Raw genomic sequence first — 17,809 nt, 5'->3', positions numbered from 1 at the left:
TGAATGTTTGGTCTCAATTTCAAGGTGGGCGGTTCTGTCTGCCGGTCTTTTCTTCGCTTGGATCGAAATGGCGCATGCGGAACAATTTGACCGCCCCAATTATGTGGGATCGCAATCCTGCGGCAACTGCCATGATCAGGCGATGCAGGATTGGCAGAAATCCCATCATGCGCAGGCCTGGACGGAACCGTCAGAAAAAACAGTTGTCGGCGCATTTGACGGACGCAGTTTTTCGCATCAGGGCATGACGACCCGATTTCGGCGCAAAGACGGGCAATATATAATTGAGACCGACGATATCCCGGGGGGCAAACGTCAGTTTCCGGTGGTGGGTGTTGGCGGGATCGCGCCCCTGCAACAATATATCGTCGAAACCGAACCCGGACGGATGCAGTCGTTTGATGTCGTATGGGATGTGGAACAGGAACGCTGGTACCATCTATATCCGGATCAGGAATTGGTCCCCGAGGACGGGTTGCATTGGAGCGGCCCTTATAAGAATTGGAACGCGCGCTGCGCCGAATGCCATGCAACTGGGTTCGAAAAGAACTATGATCCCAAACGGGACCTGTATCAAAGCACACAGGTCGAAACCGGTGTTGGTTGCGAAGCCTGTCATGGCCCAGCCCAGGCCCATGTCGAATGGGCCGAGGCCGGAACAAGCCTGGCCAAAGGCAAATGGAGCGGTGTGAATGGCATCGGGCTTTTGGTCAATCTGAACCTGACGGACGACGGGCAGTCCGCTGTGCGCCGCTATCTGGCCGGGACGACGCAACCGCTGAGTAGGCTCACCGATACCGAGGTCCAGATCCAGCAATGCGCCTCGTGCCATTCGCGGCGTGAGCCATTTGAGGGCGGCAACCCACTGCCCGGCACCCCGTTTCATGATGCTTATCGGCTCAGTATTTTGCGACCTGGATTGTACCACGCAGATGGGCAGATCCTGGACGAAGTTTATGTTTATGGATCTTTCTTGCAGTCCAAGATGTATGCAAATGGCGTGACATGCAGCAATTGCCACGATCCGCACACGGCCCAGCTGAAAGCCGAAGGAAATGCGGTTTGCACCCAGTGCCATTCTCCGGCAGGCAATCCGGACTTCCCATCTCTGACCGCCAAGGAATACGACCACCCGTCACATACGTTTCATCTCGCGGATACGGCGGGATCTGAATGCAAAAGCTGCCACATGATCGAACGTAATTATATGGGGGTTGACGGTCGGCGGGATCATTCGTTTCGGGTTCCACGGCCGGATTTGAGCCTCGAAACCCGCGCGCCCAATGCCTGTAACGATTGCCACGACGACCAATCCGCCCGCTGGGCCGCAGGTAAGATTGCCGATTGGTTTCCCGATAGCTCGCGTCGCGAAGAACGGCATTTTTCCCAGACCTTTGCAGCGGCACGAACCGATTTGCGCAGCCAGCGGGAGTCGCTGATCATGTTGGCAGAGTACGATCAATTGCCGGGGATTGTTCGAGCAACAGCATTGGATATGTTGCTCCCCATTGCGGACCCGGGCCTGGCGACCCGCGCCGACCCCATGTTGTCCGACCCGGATCCCTTGGTGCGTGTATCTGCGATCGCACTGCAACGGGGTGCGCCAGAAGTCGAGCGTTCCGCGCGGTTGGCCGGGTTGCTGGAGGACCCGGTCAAGGCGGTTCGTATTGCAGCAGCCCGTGGGTTTCTGGGAATGCGCATCGCCTATCTGCCGCCCCGCATCAATGAAAACCTGGGCAAGGCAATGGGAGACTGGCAGAGTTCGCTAAAGTCCAAGGCCGACTTCCCCGAAGCCCAGATGGTTTTGGCGGGTATTGGTCTGACGACTCGCAGAATGGAAATCGCGCTGAGCGCCTTTGGCGAAGCGGTTGACATGGATCCACAGCTGACACAGGCGTGGTCCATGATGGTGCGTATTCACAGCGCTATGGGAAACCGACAGGCTGCATTGGAGACGGTGAACAGCGCGCTGGAGGCAAACCCGGACGATGTTCCGTTGAATTTGATGCGCGCAGATCTGGGTGGATGATCTGGGCCGATACCGGGAAAACGCACCGGCCCAGATCCGTTATTCTGGCATGGCTTCGGGCAGGGCGGTGCCTGTTGCCCCCGACGGCATCTTGGTTCCCAGAAATGTTGTCACCGTTGGGGCGACGTCTACGGTTTCGACCCGGCGGGACACATTCCCTGCCTTGATCCCAGGGCCAGAAAAGATCAGCGGTACATGCGTGTCATATGTCCATGGCGACCCGTGCGCCGACGCAACGACCAACCCGTCAAGATCGGCGACAAACCAATGCGGTTCAAAGACCACATAGATGTCCCCCGACCGTTCGGAATGGAAATTGTTCAAAACGGCGTCGGTAATTTTTGCCTGTGCAAAGGTGCCGTCTCGCAAATCAGAGCTGGCAACTGAATACGCAATTCCGGGCAGTTTCTGCAATTCTTCTGCGACGGCCTTTTCCACCGCGATAGGATCCAGACCCCGGTCTGCGATCATCTTTTGATCGAGGTAGACATAGGGGTTTGAAAAGTTCTGGATCAGATCGCGCGATACCCCAAATTCTTCCTGTAATCTGACAAAGCCGGGTTTTGTGTCGACATCATCAAAATTGAAAACATCCGCTTGTATCCCAAGAGTTGCCAAATAACCCGGGTGCTCTGGTGCGCCATGATCAGCGGACAGCACGATCAGGGTTTTGTCCAATCCGACCGTTGCATCAACATGGGCAAACAGATCCGCCAAACGGCGATCCAGTTGAGCCAAATTGTCTTCGGCCTCCAGGCTCGAGGGGCCAAAGAAATGACCCACGTAGTCGGTCGATGACAGGCTCACTGACAGGTAATCGGGTATAGTGTCCCGACCCAGTTCTTCGGCATCCATCAGTGTTTTGGCAAAATCGACTGTGATTGCATCCCCGGCCGGGCTGAGCGTCAGGAGCGTTGTGAAGTACTTGTTGTCGGCGGGACCCCAATTGTGCGGGAATGTTCGACCAAAGCCGGGCATTTCGGTTTCCCAGGGTTGGTCATCACGACCACTAAAGGCATAGGTGGCGGGTTCACGCAACAGGGTCCATTGTTGTTCAGCATAAGATGCGACCAATCCTCGGGCTTCCCAATCGGCAATCCAGCTTGGGTAGTCTTGGCGATAGAAGGTGCTGGTGACAAACCGGCCTTCGGCTTTGGAAAACCAATAGGCCTGACCTGCGTGGCCGGCCATGGCGATGGCACCGCGATCCTTGACCGAGACACCAAAAATCTTGGATTCAGGGCCAAAATGCAGGGCAATCTCATCCGATAGGGTCGAACTGATGATATTACGGGGCGACCGCCCGTCGGTTGTAGCGGCCCGTTGCGTCGGGTCGATTTCGTTCTGTGCATCTATCCCAGCGGCCCCAACCAGAGGGAAATCAGGGTCCTGAACATTATAGAACTGTTCACCAGTTTTTCGGTCGAACCAAAGATTTGCAACCATCCCATGAATGGCAGGATCAGCCCCGGTGGACAGCGTGGTGTGCCCGACAATGGTTTCAGTATTGGCATGGCGGTGATGCGCGTTCTTGAAAACGACACCATTGTTCAGAAGATAGTTGAACCCGTCTTCACCGAAATGAGACCCGTATCTGTTGATCAGATCGCCGCGAAGCTGATCCACGGTGATCTGCAAAACCAGGCGGGGCAAGTCGCCCGCTAGGGAGTGAACCGGCGTCAGGACTGACGTCGAAAGCGCAATGGCACCAAATGCAAAAGAAAGTTTTGAAAAACTGGACATGACAACTCTTTGGTAGCGAGAGGAGCGGGGCCTTAACCGCACCAGATTTAGTCGGGCGTTTGTGGTTCAGATCAGGGCATGTTTCTGAGCCCGAGCACGAAGCGAAAACACCCAAACCTATTACTCGGCAACGGGGCGATTGTGAGGATTTCCAACAGCATAGCACGGTTTGCGAGGTTGTTCATCACGAGGTGCCCAATCCCCAGGATCGAAAAGGGTCCGGGAAACATGAGCCGCGTCCTGGATGCGTGTCATCAGGTTCGGAGCACTGACAGACTGTGTTCGCGTCTATAGCCGCCGGGTTTGGTCGCCCTCATTTTTCCAGCGTTGTGACAGGGTTTTCCTGTTCTGGAAGTCGTTCGAGGAGATATGCGGCGGCACACGATAACCCGTGTGCCGCCGCCGATTTCAGGACGTCACCAATGGCAATTAGTTGCTGCCGTGGTTCGTCGTCATTTTCTCCATCACCTGATCAAGAGAGAATGAAGCTGCTTTTTGCCGGGGTGGGAACTCCTGGAAAGTGGCCAGGAATTGCCCGACATAATTCTGCGCGGGCACCAGCAGATAGGCACGATCCAACAGCCAATCATAATAGGTGTTCGAGGTGCGGTACGACCGTTCATAAGGGTCGCGACGAAGGTTAAAGATCAGCGGAATACGCAGTTCGGTCCAAGGTTCGATCCAAGCCCGCAGGGTCGAATAGGCCTTCTGCTCCAGGAAGATCATTTTCCAGTCGTCATAGCGCAGCGCGGTCAGGTCGCCATCGTCCGAAAAATAGAAGATTTCGTGACGAGGTCCTTCTTCGGCTTCGCCAGTCAGGAAGGGCAAGAAATTGTAGCCGTCCAGATGCACCTTGTATTCACGCCCGATTGCCTGAACACCACCAGCTTTCAGCTGGTCTTTGATGTCCGGGTTGCCAGCTGCTGCCAGGTAGGTGGGCAGCCAGTCCATGTGGTGCATGATCTCGTTGGACACGCTTCCGGCGTCGATCTTGCCAGGCCAGCGCACCATCGACGGCACACGCCATCCACCTTCCCAATTGGTGTTCTTTTCACCAAAGAAGGGGGTCGATGCCGCATCGGGCCACGTGTTGTAATGGGGGCCGTTGTCAGTCGAATAATGCACGATGGTATTGTCGGCAATGCCCAGTTCATCGACCTTGTCCAGCAGCATGCCGACATGACGATCATGTTCGACCATGCCGTCAGAATACTCATCCTGACCGGAAATGCCGCGCAGCTCGTCTTTGACGTGGGTGCGGAAATGCATGCGTGTGCCATTCCACCAGATGTAAAACGGTTTTTCCTGTTCGACGGACCGTGCCATGAAATCGATGGCCGCAGCCACGGTTTCATCATCTACGGTTTCCATGCGCTTTTTGGTCAGCGGACCGGTGTCTTCGATCTTGCCATCTGCCGAGGACCGTACAACACCACGGGGGCCGTATGCCTCGCGGAAGGTCCGACCATCGGCCAGAATCGTATCGCCAGGATAATCGACATTCTCGGGCTCTTCTTCGGCGTTCAGGTGATAAAGATTACCAAAGAATTCATCAAAGCCATGATTGGAGGGCAGCATTTCGTCCCGGTCGCCCAGATGGTTTTTGCCAAACTGGCCGGTCACGTAACCTTCGGCCTTGAGCAATCCTGCGATGGTTGGATCTTCGACCCGCATACCCAGCTCTGCACCCGGCAGACCCACCTTTGACAGGCCGGTCCGGAACACGGATTGCCCCATGATGTATGACGAGCGACCCGCCGTACAGGATTGTTCCCCGTAGTAGTCGGTAAAGATCATGCCTTCCGAAGCGATCCGGTCGATATTGGGTGTCCGGTATCCCATCAGACCCATCGTGTAGGCCGAGATGTTGGATTGGCCGATATCATCGCCCCAGATGACCAGAATATTTGGTTTGTCTTGCGCGGCAGCAAGCGCTGGCATCGTTGCGACAACCGAAAATACGGATAGCGCACTGGCCAGAGATTTTAATGGGCTGAGTTTCATAAATGAATGACCTCCTACTTATTTCTTCGTTAGTTGCAGTTTCCCCGGTAGGGATAATAGGGCGGACCCCTGAAAGGGCAAATTTGATCGAATTGGTATTGGCCCGGATATTGCGCGTAACGCTAGCAGATGGTGGCGGTGACGCAATCCCTCAAAATTCGGGTACTGATCGGAAATGATGGAATTTTATTGAATTTCAAGCCGCCTTTTTGTGCATCGAAATACACCGGGGCGCGCCAAATTCTACAAGCGTTGCGAGTCAGACAGCCGCAAGATGTCCCACAAAATATTGCAGATCGCGTGTTTGGCACCAATCAGGGAAAGGAATTCCGGTGTGGGCATTGCGGTGCTGTCAGAGGCGGATTTGAACGATTTTCCAGCATATTTCCCTTACGCGAGGTCATCAAAGAATGCGTCTCGAAAACAGCCTTGTTGCATCTTGATTTGGGGGCCCGGGGTGAAATTGGATCCTTTGGGATAGCGAAACCGTGTGTGTGCCCTGCCTGACCCAGGGTGGACGTCTGCCGGGCGTCATGAAAATGTCCCAGTCGCGTGGGGCAATCGACTGAAAGATGTCAAAAAAACTCCAAAATCGGGGTCACAATCCTTGTGCTTCTGCTGTTATGCTCGCACTGACAGGACCAAGCGTTGGGTGTTCACCCGAGGCCACAATTGATGGATGTTTATTCGCTGATGTCGGCAAAGGGTATTTTACCCTCATGGAAAAACCGACGTACAAGAACGATTGGTGTTCGCAAGATCGGATGGGCACCGACCGAAATCAACATTTGGGAAGGTAGAAAAATTGTTGGTATGTATTCAGCGCCTGGCACATCTTATGGCTAATAGTACTTTCGATCTGACCAAGTTTTCAGGAAAGGGACCAAGAAATGGCAACTGAAACCCATGGAGCGGGGCCTGGTTGGTGGACGGCACCGGGAGAAACGGACACTTTTGCCTTTGTTGCATTGGCATTTGTGTTCCTGATCGTTTTTCTGGTGATCCACCTATATGCAAGGTTTGATCAACACGCGGAGCACAAGTCGGAAATGACGCCGCTCAAGACGACGATTCCGACATTGCTGACTGTGGCGCTGGCATACGAGGTGCTGCCACCTTTGTCCCACTTTAGCGTCCTGCTGCCGCTTGCGCTGATTTCGGCAGCGTTGGCAAGGGATTTGATGGTCTGGTTGAAACCAGAGCATGAACACGCCCACGACCACCAGCACGAAGAGGTCTCAGAATGATCGAACTCATACTCACCTCATTCCCGTTGGTGATCCGGATCATGTATCTGCGCTGGCGCGGGATTCCTGTCACGCTCTATAATGTGCATCGGGCTGTATTCTTGTGGTTCGTCATTGCCGTCGCCCTATTCTTTACGGTTTTCTATTATTACCCCAAATCCTACACCGGTTTGGTTCCGTTCAGGATTGTGCCGGTGGTTGCCGAAAATGGTGGTACGGTCACGCAGGTGCTGGTCAAACCTGGCGATCATGTTGCCACGGGGGATCTGCTTTTCACTGTCGAAAACACCAGTGAGCAGGCTGCAGTGGATGTTGCCGAACACCAAGTGGTTGAGCTGCAGAACGCCATCGAAGCCGGCGAGGTCGAAGTGCGAACGGCGCAGGCTGTTCTAAAGGGCGCTGAAGCCGGGCTTGCCCAGATTGAATTGTCGTTGGCGGATCAAACTGCCCTGAAGGACCGCAATTCTGCGGCCTTCAGAGAGAATGAATTCGAACGGGCTCAGAACACGCGGTTGGCGCGTCTGTCCGAAGTCGAAGCCGCCCGGACACAGCTTGAGTCGGCGAGCCTCAGGGTGACGTCAGTATTGCCTGCGCAACTTGAAACAGCTGAATCCATGCTGGAACAGGCGCAGGCTGAGCTGGCGAAAACCCGGGTTTATGCCGTGGTCGACGGGACGGTTGAACAATTGACGTTGAACGTTGGCGCGCGTGCCGGGCAAACCGCACTGAGCGCCGCGATGGTGATTGTGCCGGACGACAGGGCTGATCCGACGTCGGAGGTTGCAGCAGGATTTTCCCAAGTGGCCAGCGCAGTTCTGTACGAAGGAATGGCCGCTGAAATCGCGTGTGACAGCAATTTCAACGCCAGTATGCGCAATACAGTGCTGCCTGCCAGGTTGGTTCGCTTGCAAGAGGTCATTGCTGCAGGTCAGATCAAGCCGACCGGGTATCTCATGGAAACTTCAGAGCGGGCTCAGCGGGGCGAGATTGTTGCGCACTTCAAACTTGTACATCCAGAGCATACCGAGCTCTTGATCGATGGCAGTGGCTGTATGGTGCAAGCCTATACAACGCATGTAACCGGCCCGCTGGAGGGAAGTGTTCTGGCCCATGTGATCGAAGCATTGGGGGCGCTCAAGGCGATTTTGTTGCGCATCAAGGTCTGGGTCGCTCTGGCATCCGGTATCGGGCTCACAGGGGGAGGCCATTGATCCTGCTTTGACAAGATGTCCGGCTGGAAGCGACCTGCTTTCATCCGGACATTTCGGCGCAGGCCTGATTTTGGGTGTGGGCGATACGGAACCTTGGCACCTATGGCCTGTAAGGGCAGGGGAGGGCAGTGTCCCTCAAAATACTCGCACACTGAGAGAGGTTGCCAGAAAAGCCGTTTTGCGACTGGAGCACTAGACACAGTGAGAAACCGCTTTATCTACTTATCCCTATGACACCCATTGCAATTAATTCATTACAGTATCGCTGGCCGGGCGAAGCGAAACCAATACTCGATATTGACAAGTTCGAACTGAGCACCGGCGAGAAAGTCATGTTACGTGGCCCTAGCGGGAGCGGAAAGTCGACTTTGCTTTCGGCGATTGCCGGGGTCATTGACGTTCCCAGCGCATCGGTTCTCGTTTCAGGAACGGATGTAGGGGAATTGTCGGGCAGTGATCGTGATCGTTTTCGTGTCGATCACATGGGAATAATCTTTCAGGTGTTCAATCTGCTGCCCTGGCTCAGTGCGATTGACAACGTTTTGCTGCCCTGTCGCTTTTCTGCCCGGCGGCGGGAAAACATATTGGCCGAACCCCAAAAAGCCGCGTCTCGGTTGTTGGGTGAATTGGGGTTGACTGACTCCAAGACACTGAATGGCCCGGCCAGCGCGCTGAGCATTGGTCAACAGCAAAGGGTTGCGGCAGCCAGAGCTTTGATCGGATCACCAGAAATCGTTTTGGCTGATGAGCCAACATCAGCGCTGGACGAAGAGGCAAAGGATGTATTTGTCGAACTTCTGTTAAAGGAGTGTAATCAATCTGGATCAAGCCTGCTGTTTGTCAGTCACGATAGAACCCTTGAAACGCATTTCGACCGAACGGTGGAATTGGACGCGCTGAATGGTGGAGCAAAGTGATGCTTGATCTCTGCTTGAAAAGCTTGCTCAACCGACGGTTTGTTGCCGCTTTGACCATCCTGAGCATCGCGCTTAGCGTTGCGCTGATCCTTGGTGTTGAAAGGCTGCGTACCGAGGCACGCGCCGGCTTTGCAAACTCGGTTTCAGGCGTGGACCTGATCGTGGCCGCACGCGGCAATGACGTGCAAATCCTGATGGCGACTGTTTTTGGCGTTGGCTCGACCGGAACGGGCCTCAGCTGGGAAAGCTACGAAATGGTTGAGAACATGCCCGGCATCGACTGGACGGTGCCGCTCATGATGGGCGATTCCCACCGTGGCTATCCGGTCGTGGGCACTTCCGAGGCTTATTTTGAACGCTTTCGCTACAGTGGTGGACAATCTTTGACCTTTGCACAGGGGCGTGCCTTTGACACTTCGATGGGTGCCGTCGTTGGGGCCGATGTTGCGCGGGCTTTTGGTTATGGTCCTGGAACTGAAATCGTAAATGCCCACGGATCCGGAGAGGTGTCATTCGATATTCACGACGAAGCACCATTCACGATCAGCGGCGTCCTGGCAGTGACCGGAACTGCCGTTGATCGAATGGTCTTTGTGTCGCTCAAAGGCTTTGACGCTTTGCACGAAGACGCAGTGCCCGAAAACGCCGACCCCTTCGCGAAATTGGGAGGATCTGATGACGGTGATGAGCAGCTGCTGTTACAGGATGAACACGAAGAACACGAACACGAGACAGGGCACGCCGCAGAAGGCGATCACGCTGCACACACAGATCACGTGGCTGAGGCAGATCACAGTGAACATGACGATAGTGGGAACGAGGAGTCACACGACGCCAACGCACATGCCGCCCACGATGAACAGGGGCACGATGATCACGGGCACGAGCCCGCCACAATCAATGCGATTTTTGCGGGGCTCAAGAGCAAGACCGCAATTCTATCAGTCCAACGCCAGCTTTCCGAATATCGCGGCGATGCGCTGACGGCGGTCCTGCCCAATGTCGCGCTGCTCCAACTTTGGTCAATAACGGGCACCGCTGAAACGGCCTTGCGTCTGATGGCAGGCGCGGTGGCGCTGGCGGGGGTTATTGGTATGGTGGTGATGCTGTCAGCAACGCTTGATGCACGACGGCGTGAATTCGCCATTCTGCGCTCGGTTGGGGCGACACCTCGCGCGATCTTTACACTGATAATGCTCGAGGCGGTGCTTCTGTTATTGACGGGGGTTATCCTTGGCTACATCCTGCTGACCACAGTCATGATGGCGGCCAACCCAGTTCTGATGGCGAATTTCGGGCTTAAGGTCGGCTTTGGGCTGCCAAGTTTTCGTGAGGCCCTTCTCATAGCGTTTGTTTTCTGCTCTGGTCTGGTTGCTGGCGCTATTCCGGCATTTCGAGTTTACCGGATGACTTTGGCAGACGGGCTGTCATTGCGGCTTTAAGGAGAGATGGAAGTGATGAAAACACTGGCGCTTGCTCTTGCAGCTACTCTTGCATTTACCATTGCGCATCCTGCCGGAGCGTCTGAGCCGCTCGAAATCACCTGGGTGGACCTGCTGCCCGAAGAACGGCCCTACCATGATCCTTTTGCAGAGCTGGAGTACAGCCAGATCAGCGATCTTGCTGAGTTGTATCGCATCGAGATTTTGAAGCCCGCTGAAGAAAGTGACACCACGCCAGCCAGGGCCGCAGTGATCCGGGAAAAACTCGCGTCTCAGGGACTGGATCCTGACCAGTTGTTCAAACAGCGCGACATTGTGATGAATCAGCGCAAATTGGCCGCAACCGAGCCAAATGTTGATCTGATTGGAAAAGTCGTGCGGTTGCCGGGGTATTTGTTGCCCTTGGAAATGGTCGATCAGAAAACAATCGAATTTCTGCTCGTTCCGACTGTCGGTGCCTGTATCCACACACCTCCGCCTCCTGCAAACCAGATGGTTTTTGTGCGCTATGACGAGGGCTTTGATGTGGACGAGCTGTACAAACCAGTTTGGATCAGCGGCGAAATGCGCGCCCAAAGCCACTCGAATGCGCTGCATCTGGTGGACGGGCAAGCTGACATCGAAACGACCTATTTCGTAGAAGCCATGTCGGTGGATATCTATAAGTAGCGATCGACGGTTACCCAGCCGACCAGCGGCGGAAGACCGCTGCGCAGGACGTTTGAAGAGCGGAATTCTGCCTTTTTTCAAACGGGCGACGGGAGGAACTGCTGCTGCAACCTGAACAGAGAAAATTGGAGTTCAAATGCTCCCGGCCTTCACGCATAAATGTTTCATGAACAAAATCACTGTTTCCTTCTTATTGGCTGTTGGCCTGATAGTTCCCAATTCTGCCACGCCTTGCGGATTTCACAATTATGCGCCGCAACCGACATTGGTTGATCGGTTGCTTGGAAGCGACGAAATTGTTCTTGCCCGTTCGGCACCGAACAATCCTTTTCGGTTCGAAGCAATTGAAGCCTTGGAAGGTAATCTTGGGTCATCCGAAATTCCCTTTCTTGTTGACAGCGTTACCCGCCACCGCTTTGCGATGGATGCCCAAACAGCAGTTCTTTTTGCGCGGGACGGAGACTATGGACCCTGGCAGCGTCTTGCTCTGGTTGATGCCACGATGGCTCCTGTCCTGAGCACCATTATGGAACAGCTGCCCGCTTGGGAAATCGGTAGCCAAATGGATCGGTTCCGCTATTTCGCGACCCTTCTCAACCACCCGGATGATCGCATCCACAAAATGGCTCTGCGCGAACTGGATCAGGCAGACTATGCCACTTTGCGCAGCCTCAACCTTGCAATTGAAACCCGGCGGCTGCAGGCCCGGCTGGACGAACCCAACGAGGCCGACTTCAAGGCAATACGTATCCTGCTTCTTGGTATGAGCGACGATCTGCAATTTCGTGACCTGTTAGAAGCGGGTGTCGAAAACAACGTCCGATCCGAAGGGATCTATCTGGGGGCCTATGCCACTGCGTTGATCGAACTTGTTGGCCCTGAAGCCGTAGCGTCCATTGCGGCCAAACACCTGACGAATTCAAACCATTCGCTGCTATCGCGCGAATTGCTGATCGAAGCGGTCGCTCTTCATGGCGGCTCGACAAGTTCTGAGATGGAAACGTCCGTCATGCAGGCGATTAACAGCTCTCTTTGGCTTGACCCAAGACTGGCCGGAGCAGCGGCACGCCAATTCGGCGCGAGAGGAAACTGGTCGCTTGCGCCAGTGCTGAAAACATTGCTCGAAGAAGGGACCGTATTTGAGATGGCCGACAGGCAGGACGCATCGCAATACGTAATATACGCACAGGAGTTCAAAACGCAGCCGTAGCGCCAGATCCAATAGTTGGAGGGGGTTTAGGCAATTGGAGATCCTCTTTGCACCTGCTGATCGAAGTTGGGTGTTTGATTTCGCCGGCCATAAACCACGGCATCCGGTTTTCCGTCATGCTTCGTGCACGCGCGCTCCTCGCTGAGTAAATGGCGATGGTCGACGATCAGCTGACCGCACTTGCAAAGCCCGCCCCGATGCCTGGTTCGGGCTGACACTGCGGCGATGGAAATCAGCACAGACTGACATCGGGGGCGCATCACGGGTCAGATTAGGCGGAGTTTCCAGGCCGACCACGGATACTGAATTTCCGGTACAGCAACTCTGTCAAAGGCGACTTAGGACGTGCTCCATGACTTCAAGGAGGTGATCGGTATTCGTCTTTGAAAATGGCATTGGTGGTCGGATTTTAAAGGTTTTCCTTACGCCCCAGCAATCCCATGCCAACACCGTTCTCCCGCATCAGGTTTGTGGCCCGCTTGGCCAGTTTCTTGTCCGCAGCCAGTTTGCCTGTTGGTTTGATGATCTCGGCTCCAAAGAAAAGGCCCGCGCCCCGGACATCGCCTATGAAGTTGTGCTTTTTTGCCAATTTCTTGAGGCGTTTCTTGGCATATGTGCCGACTTCTGCAGCGTTCTCGATCAGGTTTTCGTTTTCGATCACGTCGAGAACCGCCCTGCCCGCAGCACAGGACACCGGGTTGCTGCACCCAACGCTGGGCCATGGTAAGACAAAAACCTGCATAGAAACCACCATGTCTCGTTGCCTTGGTTCCTCAGAACTTTCCGACCAGAAATTCCGCAACTTCCGTTATTGATGCCTCGGCCTCAGGAATGCTTGGATAGAACTCGAACACATGCCACATGCCTTCCCAAACTCTCAAGTTGCAAGTGGCTCCGGATTCTCTCATTAGCCGGTCCAAACGCACACAGCCACTCAACAGATAATCCCGCGTTCCGCTGGTGACGAAGACCGGAGGGAACTGATCATCGAAAGATCCGTAAATCGGCGACAGATCGGGGCTGGTCAGATCAGCGTTATCTGGAATGTAAAATGAGCGAAAAGGCATTGCCAAGTTGTTCGGGGTGTCGTTTTCGATTAGGCAGCGAGGATGAAAATACCATCCGATATGCCACGCCTGAAAGGCTTCCGTTTTCCGCGCGAGATTATCGCATACGCGGTTTGGGCGTATCATCGATTTGCGCTGAGTACGTCGGATGTCGAAGACCTGTTGGCAGAGCGTGGCGTCATTGTCAGCCGCGAAACGATCCGGCTCTGGGTGAACCGGTTTGGAGGCCACTTTGCGGATTGTGTCAGACGAGACCGCCCGGCAGCGGCCGACAAATGGCACCTTGATGAAGTTGTCGTGCCGATCGGAGGCGTGAAATACTGGCTCTGGCGGGCGGTTGACGCGAACGGCGACGTTTTGGACATTCTCGTCCAACCGCGGCGAAACGCCAAAGCGGCAAGGCGTTTCATGAAGCGGCTGATGGCCCGTTTCGGCGATCCGCGCGTTGTGATCACGGACAAGTTGCGCAGTTATATCAAGCCGATCTGTGACCTAACCCCAAACGCGGACCACAGGGCACACAAGGGCTTGAACAATCGCATCGAAGGGTTGCACCGGCCGACCCGTAAACGCGAGAAGCTTATGGGTCGGTTCAAGTCCCCGCGCCAGGCTCAAAGGTTCCTCGCCGCCCACGACCAAATCAATATCGTTTTCCGCCCCCGCCGCTACCGAATGCCAACCAACATCTACCGCCAGACCAGATCGGACGCTTTTGACCTGGGGCACGGATACGCCCTTGAGATGACTGCCTAACGACCCGGCTGCCGGCTAACCGCGCCCAGCATCAGACAACTTGGCAATGCCGTTCGGCGGGCTTTCCTGATTTCTTACTTGGAAATATTCTCCACATCTCCAAGCATCCAGGTTTTGAACCAATCTGCAGATTCCAGACGATACAGACGGAACAGGAAGAACCAGTCGTTTGCGTCTGTCGCGCTTTCCGTGGTTACCCAGTTGGCTTCATAACCGTCCGGGACCTCGTCCAGATTGGGCGCGTAGTACAGGTCGACAGAGCCGTCGTCATTCTTGACCATGTTGTCCAGATCTTTGGTCGAGGCACCAACCCGGTCAACGCCGCGGTTAAAGTTCTTGGTTTCCATATTGTAGACGATGGCGGACCAGAAATCCTTGGCAGGTACATCGGCCGGAACGTTGAGCTTATAAGTGTCTTCCCCGTTCAGCATGTTGCCATCTGAATCACGCAGACCGGTCAGGTAGAAGGTCGCGCCACCCAGTTTGTTGGGCAGGAAGGTGACATAGAAATAGGACGCCGCGCGTTTGTCGATCAGGATCTCTTCACCATCTTCAAACGGGAAACCCAGTTTCGCTTGTGGGCCAAAGTTCCAGAAGGACCATTCAGATAGTTTCTCGCCATCTTTCACCCATAGCGGAGCAACCGTTTCACCTTCGGTCACGAATTTCTTCTGCATATAGGAATAGGCGAGCTCAAGACCTTCAAGTGCCGCTTTCTTTTGCATTTCAGTGGGTTCGAATGGTTCGTCTTTTTTGATGCCAATACTTTGAAGCATCGAGTAGATCGCGCGGTCTTTCTCTCGCACCGGGTTGTTCTGAACCACATCATTGATGTCTTCGATGAAAGTCATGTTGTAATAGGGCAGACAATCGTAATCGAGCTCGGTCGCATCCAGATAATGCGTCGGCTCAATCTCACCACTTACTGCTTCTTCCAGCGAATAGATTTTAATGCCTTTGGCATGTTCCCCTGCTTCCGCATGGGTTGCGCCATTCAGCAGCGTGGGGCGGAAGGAAAACGACGCGTCATGCGTGTCGAAATTGGGCACAATAATATAACCCTGCTCCTCCAGCTCAGCGGCTGTTCCAAACTCATTGTCGTATTCCGGTGGAATGAACAGATACTTGCCACCATTGCCTTCGTCGGCACCTTTCGAGCCAACATCGACCATCGGGACATGCCAGGCCGAGATGAACGAGCCAAAATAATCAATTTTGTCGCTCATCGGAGGGACCTCGACAACCATCGGGCCATCCTTGGCCGAGATCGACCCCCACGCATACGCGGTCGTATCGTTCGCGGTTAGAAAACCTTTCTCGGACCCAAAGGGTCTGGTGACAAAATTAACCGTGTCGTAGTTCCCGCCCGCCCGCACGGTTGCCTTAATGAAATCTACTTGAGCAACTGCTGGCATGTAATGGATCGCTGCCTGTGTCGCCCGTTGCACCATGATGTCATACTCGATGTCAGTGTGTTCGGCAGAACGCGCGAGAATATCGCCTGTATCGTTAAAGCCAGGACCGGTCGGCGTGGTCGCCATTGCGGACCCAACAATGAGCGAAATCGTGAATGCAGTTGAACCAAGCAGATACTTCATTGAATTAGGCATATTTTTCTCCATGTTTTGGATTATTCAAAATAACAGACCGATTTTTGACAGACCGCTCCGATCTCAGCAAAATGGCGAGCATTCGCTTCGTACTCTTCAGTCTTCGAACACCTCGTGCAGCACGTTACCGTCAGCCCCTGTTGGGGCTTTGATGCCCAGATATGCAGCAATGGTAGGGGCAAGATCGACGGTTTCCACCCGGCGGTTCACCCGCTTCGCCTCGATATCCGGGCCAGAGACGATGATTGGGACATAGGAGTCATACGGCCATGGCGCGCCGTGTGAACCTGCAACAATCAGCCCGTCCAGATCGGCCACGAACCAGTGCGGTTCAAAAACGATATAAATATCGCCGGACCGATCCGGGTGGAAATTCGCCTCGACCGCCCTGTTCACCAGAGTATCGCCGACCAGACCATTGCGCAGTTCGGTTGCGCCGACTGCAAAGGCAATCCCGCGGATCTTGACCAGCTCTTCAGCGACGGCACGCTCCACTTCCAGCTCATTCAACCCGCGCTCTCTGATCAGCTCCTTGTTCAGGTACAGATAGGGTTGTGAGAAGTTGGCGATCAGTTCCTTGGAAACGCCAAACTGCTCCTTCAGCCGGTCAAAGCCGGGTTCCTTGTCAATCGTGTTGAAGTCGAAATACTCCGCCTCAATCCCGATCTCGGCCAATGTGCCCGGCGTTTCCGATCCGCCATGATCCGCAGACAAGACGATCAGCACATTATCCAGGCCGATCTTTTCATCGACATAGTTCAGGAAAGCGCCCAGCTCCTTGTCGAGTTGTTTTAGATTATCTTCGGATTCAAGGCTGGACGGTCCAAAGATATGGCCCACGTAGTCCGTCGAAGACAGGCTGACCGCCAGATAGTCGGGCACATCATCCTGCCCGATATCTTCCGCTTCGATCAGGGCCTTGGCAAAATCCAGCGTCAGCGCATCACCTGCCGGGCTAATAGTTAGCAACGTCGTGTAGTAATCTCCGTCGGAGGGGCCGAAGGAATGCGGGAAAGCACGACCGAATCCAGCCATGATTGTTTCCCATTCTTGATTATCACGATCAGCGAACAGATAGTTTTCTTCAGGGAGCAGTAAATTCCAATCCAGAAGTTCATAAGCCCGCACCTTGCCCGAAGCATTCCACTCCTCAACCCATTCTGGGTAATCCTCTCGATAGTAAGTCGAGGTAACAAACCCATAGTCGGATTTCGAAAACCAATAGGCCTGCCCTGCATGCCCGGCCATCGAGATCGCGCCGCGGTCCTTGACCGACACGCCAAAAATCTTGGTTTCTGGTCCGTAATGCAGCGCGATTTCGTCGCTGATGGTCGAGGTGATGATCGAGCGCGGTGACCGGCCATCGGTCGTGGCTGCACGTTGCGTCGGGTCGATCTCGCTGTCCTTGTCAACGCCGCTGGCACCAACAAGCGGGTAATCGGCATCTTGTACGTTATAGAACTGCTGTCCGGTCACACGATCAAACCAAAGATTGGCCACCATACCGTGCACCGAAGGGTCGGCCCCGGTTGCCAGTGTCGTGTGGCCGACGATGGTTTCCGTATTCGCGTGGCGGTGATGGGCGTCAGCATAGTGAACGCCACTGGAAATCAGGCGAAAGAAGCCATCTTTGCCCATGCCCTTGCTATAGCGATGAATCAAATCGCCACGAAGCTGATCAACGGTCAGTTGCAGCACAAGTTTGGGCGTTTCTTGCGCCACAGCAGGGGCTGCAAGCGCTCCAAACACAAAGGGTAACCAGAAACGCATTGCAATTCTCCTCTAGTAGCCTGCAACGGAACTTGGATCAAAAACATGAAACCATCTTGCAATTTATTTCACAGTCGTGCTGAATTTTCGTGTCATTTGGCGACAGCTTTCGATTTGGAGACTGAATTTGTCCCTAC

14 protein-coding genes are annotated in these 17,809 nt (G+C 54.4%); 8 read left to right on the top strand and 6 right to left on the bottom strand.

Translation table 11 applies throughout. The features are described from left to right. Positions 1-67: 67 nt before the first annotated feature. Positions 68-2,029, top strand: a complete 1,962-nt coding sequence (locus QEZ52_RS20825) for a multiheme c-type cytochrome (protein WP_406651258.1) — start codon at positions 68-70, stop codon at positions 2,027-2,029. A gap of 39 nt (positions 2,030-2,068) precedes the next feature. Here the strand turns inward: QEZ52_RS20825 and QEZ52_RS20820 are convergent, their stop codons facing one another. Together QEZ52_RS20820 and QEZ52_RS20815 are read right to left on the bottom strand one after the other, a co-directional pair. Next, a complete protein-coding gene (locus QEZ52_RS20820; protein WP_343211932.1) occupies positions 2,069-3,772 on the bottom strand; it encodes an alkaline phosphatase family protein in 1,704 nt (567 codons plus the stop codon). A gap of 429 nt (positions 3,773-4,201) precedes the next feature. Then, on the bottom strand, positions 4,202-5,776 hold the full coding sequence (locus tag QEZ52_RS20815) for an arylsulfatase (RefSeq protein ID WP_343211931.1): 1,575 nt from the start codon (positions 5,774-5,776) through the stop codon (positions 4,202-4,204). 890 nt (positions 5,777-6,666) lie between these two features. Here QEZ52_RS20815 and QEZ52_RS20810 point away from each other — a divergent pair. From QEZ52_RS20810 to QEZ52_RS20785, 6 genes are all read left to right on the top strand, one after another. Then, positions 6,667-7,023, top strand: a complete 357-nt coding sequence (locus tag QEZ52_RS20810) for a hypothetical protein (RefSeq protein WP_343211929.1) — start codon at positions 6,667-6,669, stop codon at positions 7,021-7,023. After that, positions 7,020-8,234 carry a biotin/lipoyl-binding protein gene (locus QEZ52_RS20805; protein WP_343211928.1) on the top strand — a complete coding sequence of 405 codons (1,215 nt, stop codon included), beginning with the start codon at positions 7,020-7,022 and terminating at the stop codon, positions 8,232-8,234. Before QEZ52_RS20810 ends, QEZ52_RS20805 begins: the two co-directional genes overlap by 4 nt. A gap of 230 nt (positions 8,235-8,464) precedes the next feature. After that, a complete protein-coding gene (locus tag QEZ52_RS20800; RefSeq protein ID WP_343211927.1) occupies positions 8,465-9,151 on the top strand; it encodes an ABC transporter ATP-binding protein in 687 nt (228 codons plus the stop codon). Further along, entirely contained in the window at positions 9,151-10,593 is a 1,443-nt protein-coding gene (locus QEZ52_RS20795; RefSeq protein ID WP_343211926.1) for an ABC transporter permease, read from the top strand. The genes QEZ52_RS20800 and QEZ52_RS20795 overlap by 1 nt, the downstream gene beginning before the upstream one ends. A 15-nt stretch (positions 10,594-10,608) precedes the next feature. Continuing rightward, positions 10,609-11,262 (top strand): DUF3299 domain-containing protein, encoded by a 654-nt coding sequence (locus QEZ52_RS20790; RefSeq protein WP_343212023.1) that lies wholly within the window; start codon positions 10,609-10,611, stop codon positions 11,260-11,262. A 166-nt stretch (positions 11,263-11,428) separates the two neighbouring features. Next, entirely contained in the window at positions 11,429-12,472 is a 1,044-nt protein-coding gene (locus QEZ52_RS20785; protein ID WP_343211925.1) for a hypothetical protein, read from the top strand. 409 nt (positions 12,473-12,881) lie between these two features. Here the strand turns inward: QEZ52_RS20785 and QEZ52_RS20780 are convergent, their stop codons facing one another. Together QEZ52_RS20780 and QEZ52_RS20775 are read right to left on the bottom strand one after the other, a co-directional pair. Beyond that, the gene (locus QEZ52_RS20780) at positions 12,882-13,226 is read right to left on the bottom strand and encodes an aminotransferase class III-fold pyridoxal phosphate-dependent enzyme (protein WP_343211924.1); all 345 of its coding nucleotides are present in this window, start codon (positions 13,224-13,226) and stop codon (positions 12,882-12,884) included. 19 nt (positions 13,227-13,245) lie between these two features. Beyond that, complete coding sequence (locus QEZ52_RS20775) at positions 13,246-13,539, bottom strand: alpha/beta hydrolase (RefSeq protein WP_343211923.1); 294 nt, start codon at positions 13,537-13,539, stop codon at positions 13,246-13,248. 42 nt (positions 13,540-13,581) lie between these two features. On the opposite strand from QEZ52_RS20775, the gene QEZ52_RS20770 reads away from it, so the two are divergent. Beyond that, on the top strand, positions 13,582-14,292 hold the full coding sequence (locus QEZ52_RS20770) for an IS6 family transposase (RefSeq protein WP_343211922.1): 711 nt from the start codon (positions 13,582-13,584) through the stop codon (positions 14,290-14,292). A gap of 74 nt (positions 14,293-14,366) precedes the next feature. Here the strand turns inward: QEZ52_RS20770 and QEZ52_RS20765 are convergent, their stop codons facing one another. Next, positions 14,367-15,914, bottom strand: coding sequence for a DUF1214 domain-containing protein (locus QEZ52_RS20765; protein WP_343211921.1), 1,548 nt, complete (start codon positions 15,912-15,914; stop codon positions 14,367-14,369). Between the two features lie 84 nt (positions 15,915-15,998). Then, positions 15,999-17,672, bottom strand: a complete 1,674-nt coding sequence (locus QEZ52_RS20760) for an alkaline phosphatase family protein (RefSeq protein WP_343211920.1) — start codon at positions 17,670-17,672, stop codon at positions 15,999-16,001. Between the last annotated feature and the right edge of the window lie 137 nt (positions 17,673-17,809).

The sequence above is a fragment of the Aliisedimentitalea scapharcae genome (assembly GCF_045277565.1).
Lineage (GTDB): Bacteria > Pseudomonadota > Alphaproteobacteria > Rhodobacterales > Rhodobacteraceae > Aliisedimentitalea > Aliisedimentitalea scapharcae.
The sequence above is the reverse complement of the archived record's forward strand: the minus strand, read 5'-3'. Positions and strand labels throughout refer to the sequence as shown.

Bases quoted from the DNA above. Each gene is read 5' to 3' on its own strand.
- QEZ52_RS20785 (WP_343211925.1), top strand. From the start codon at position 11,429: ATGAACAAAATCACTGTTTCCTTCTTATTGGCTGTTGGCCTGATAGTT.
- QEZ52_RS20800 (WP_343211927.1), top strand. From the start codon at position 8,465: ATGACACCCATTGCAATTAATTCATTACAGTATCGCTGGCCGGGCGAA.
- QEZ52_RS20820 (WP_343211932.1), bottom strand. From the start codon at position 3,772: ATGTCCAGTTTTTCAAAACTTTCTTTTGCATTTGGTGCCATTGCGCTT.
- QEZ52_RS20810 (WP_343211929.1), top strand. From the start codon at position 6,667: ATGGCAACTGAAACCCATGGAGCGGGGCCTGGTTGGTGGACGGCACCG.
- QEZ52_RS20775 (WP_343211923.1), bottom strand. From the start codon at position 13,539: ATGCCTTTTCGCTCATTTTACATTCCAGATAACGCTGATCTGACCAGC.
- QEZ52_RS20790 (WP_343212023.1), top strand. From the start codon at position 10,609: ATGAAAACACTGGCGCTTGCTCTTGCAGCTACTCTTGCATTTACCATT.
- QEZ52_RS20815 (WP_343211931.1), bottom strand. From the start codon at position 5,776: ATGAAACTCAGCCCATTAAAATCTCTGGCCAGTGCGCTATCCGTATTT.
- QEZ52_RS20770 (WP_343211922.1), top strand. From the start codon at position 13,582: ATGAAAATACCATCCGATATGCCACGCCTGAAAGGCTTCCGTTTTCCG.
- QEZ52_RS20795 (WP_343211926.1), top strand. From the start codon at position 9,151: ATGCTTGATCTCTGCTTGAAAAGCTTGCTCAACCGACGGTTTGTTGCC.
- QEZ52_RS20765 (WP_343211921.1), bottom strand. From the start codon at position 15,914: ATGGAGAAAAATATGCCTAATTCAATGAAGTATCTGCTTGGTTCAACT.
- QEZ52_RS20780 (WP_343211924.1), bottom strand. From the start codon at position 13,226: ATGGTGGTTTCTATGCAGGTTTTTGTCTTACCATGGCCCAGCGTTGGG.
- QEZ52_RS20825 (WP_406651258.1), top strand. From the start codon at position 68: ATGGCGCATGCGGAACAATTTGACCGCCCCAATTATGTGGGATCGCAA.
- QEZ52_RS20805 (WP_343211928.1), top strand. From the start codon at position 7,020: ATGATCGAACTCATACTCACCTCATTCCCGTTGGTGATCCGGATCATG.
- QEZ52_RS20760 (WP_343211920.1), bottom strand. From the start codon at position 17,672: ATGCGTTTCTGGTTACCCTTTGTGTTTGGAGCGCTTGCAGCCCCTGCT.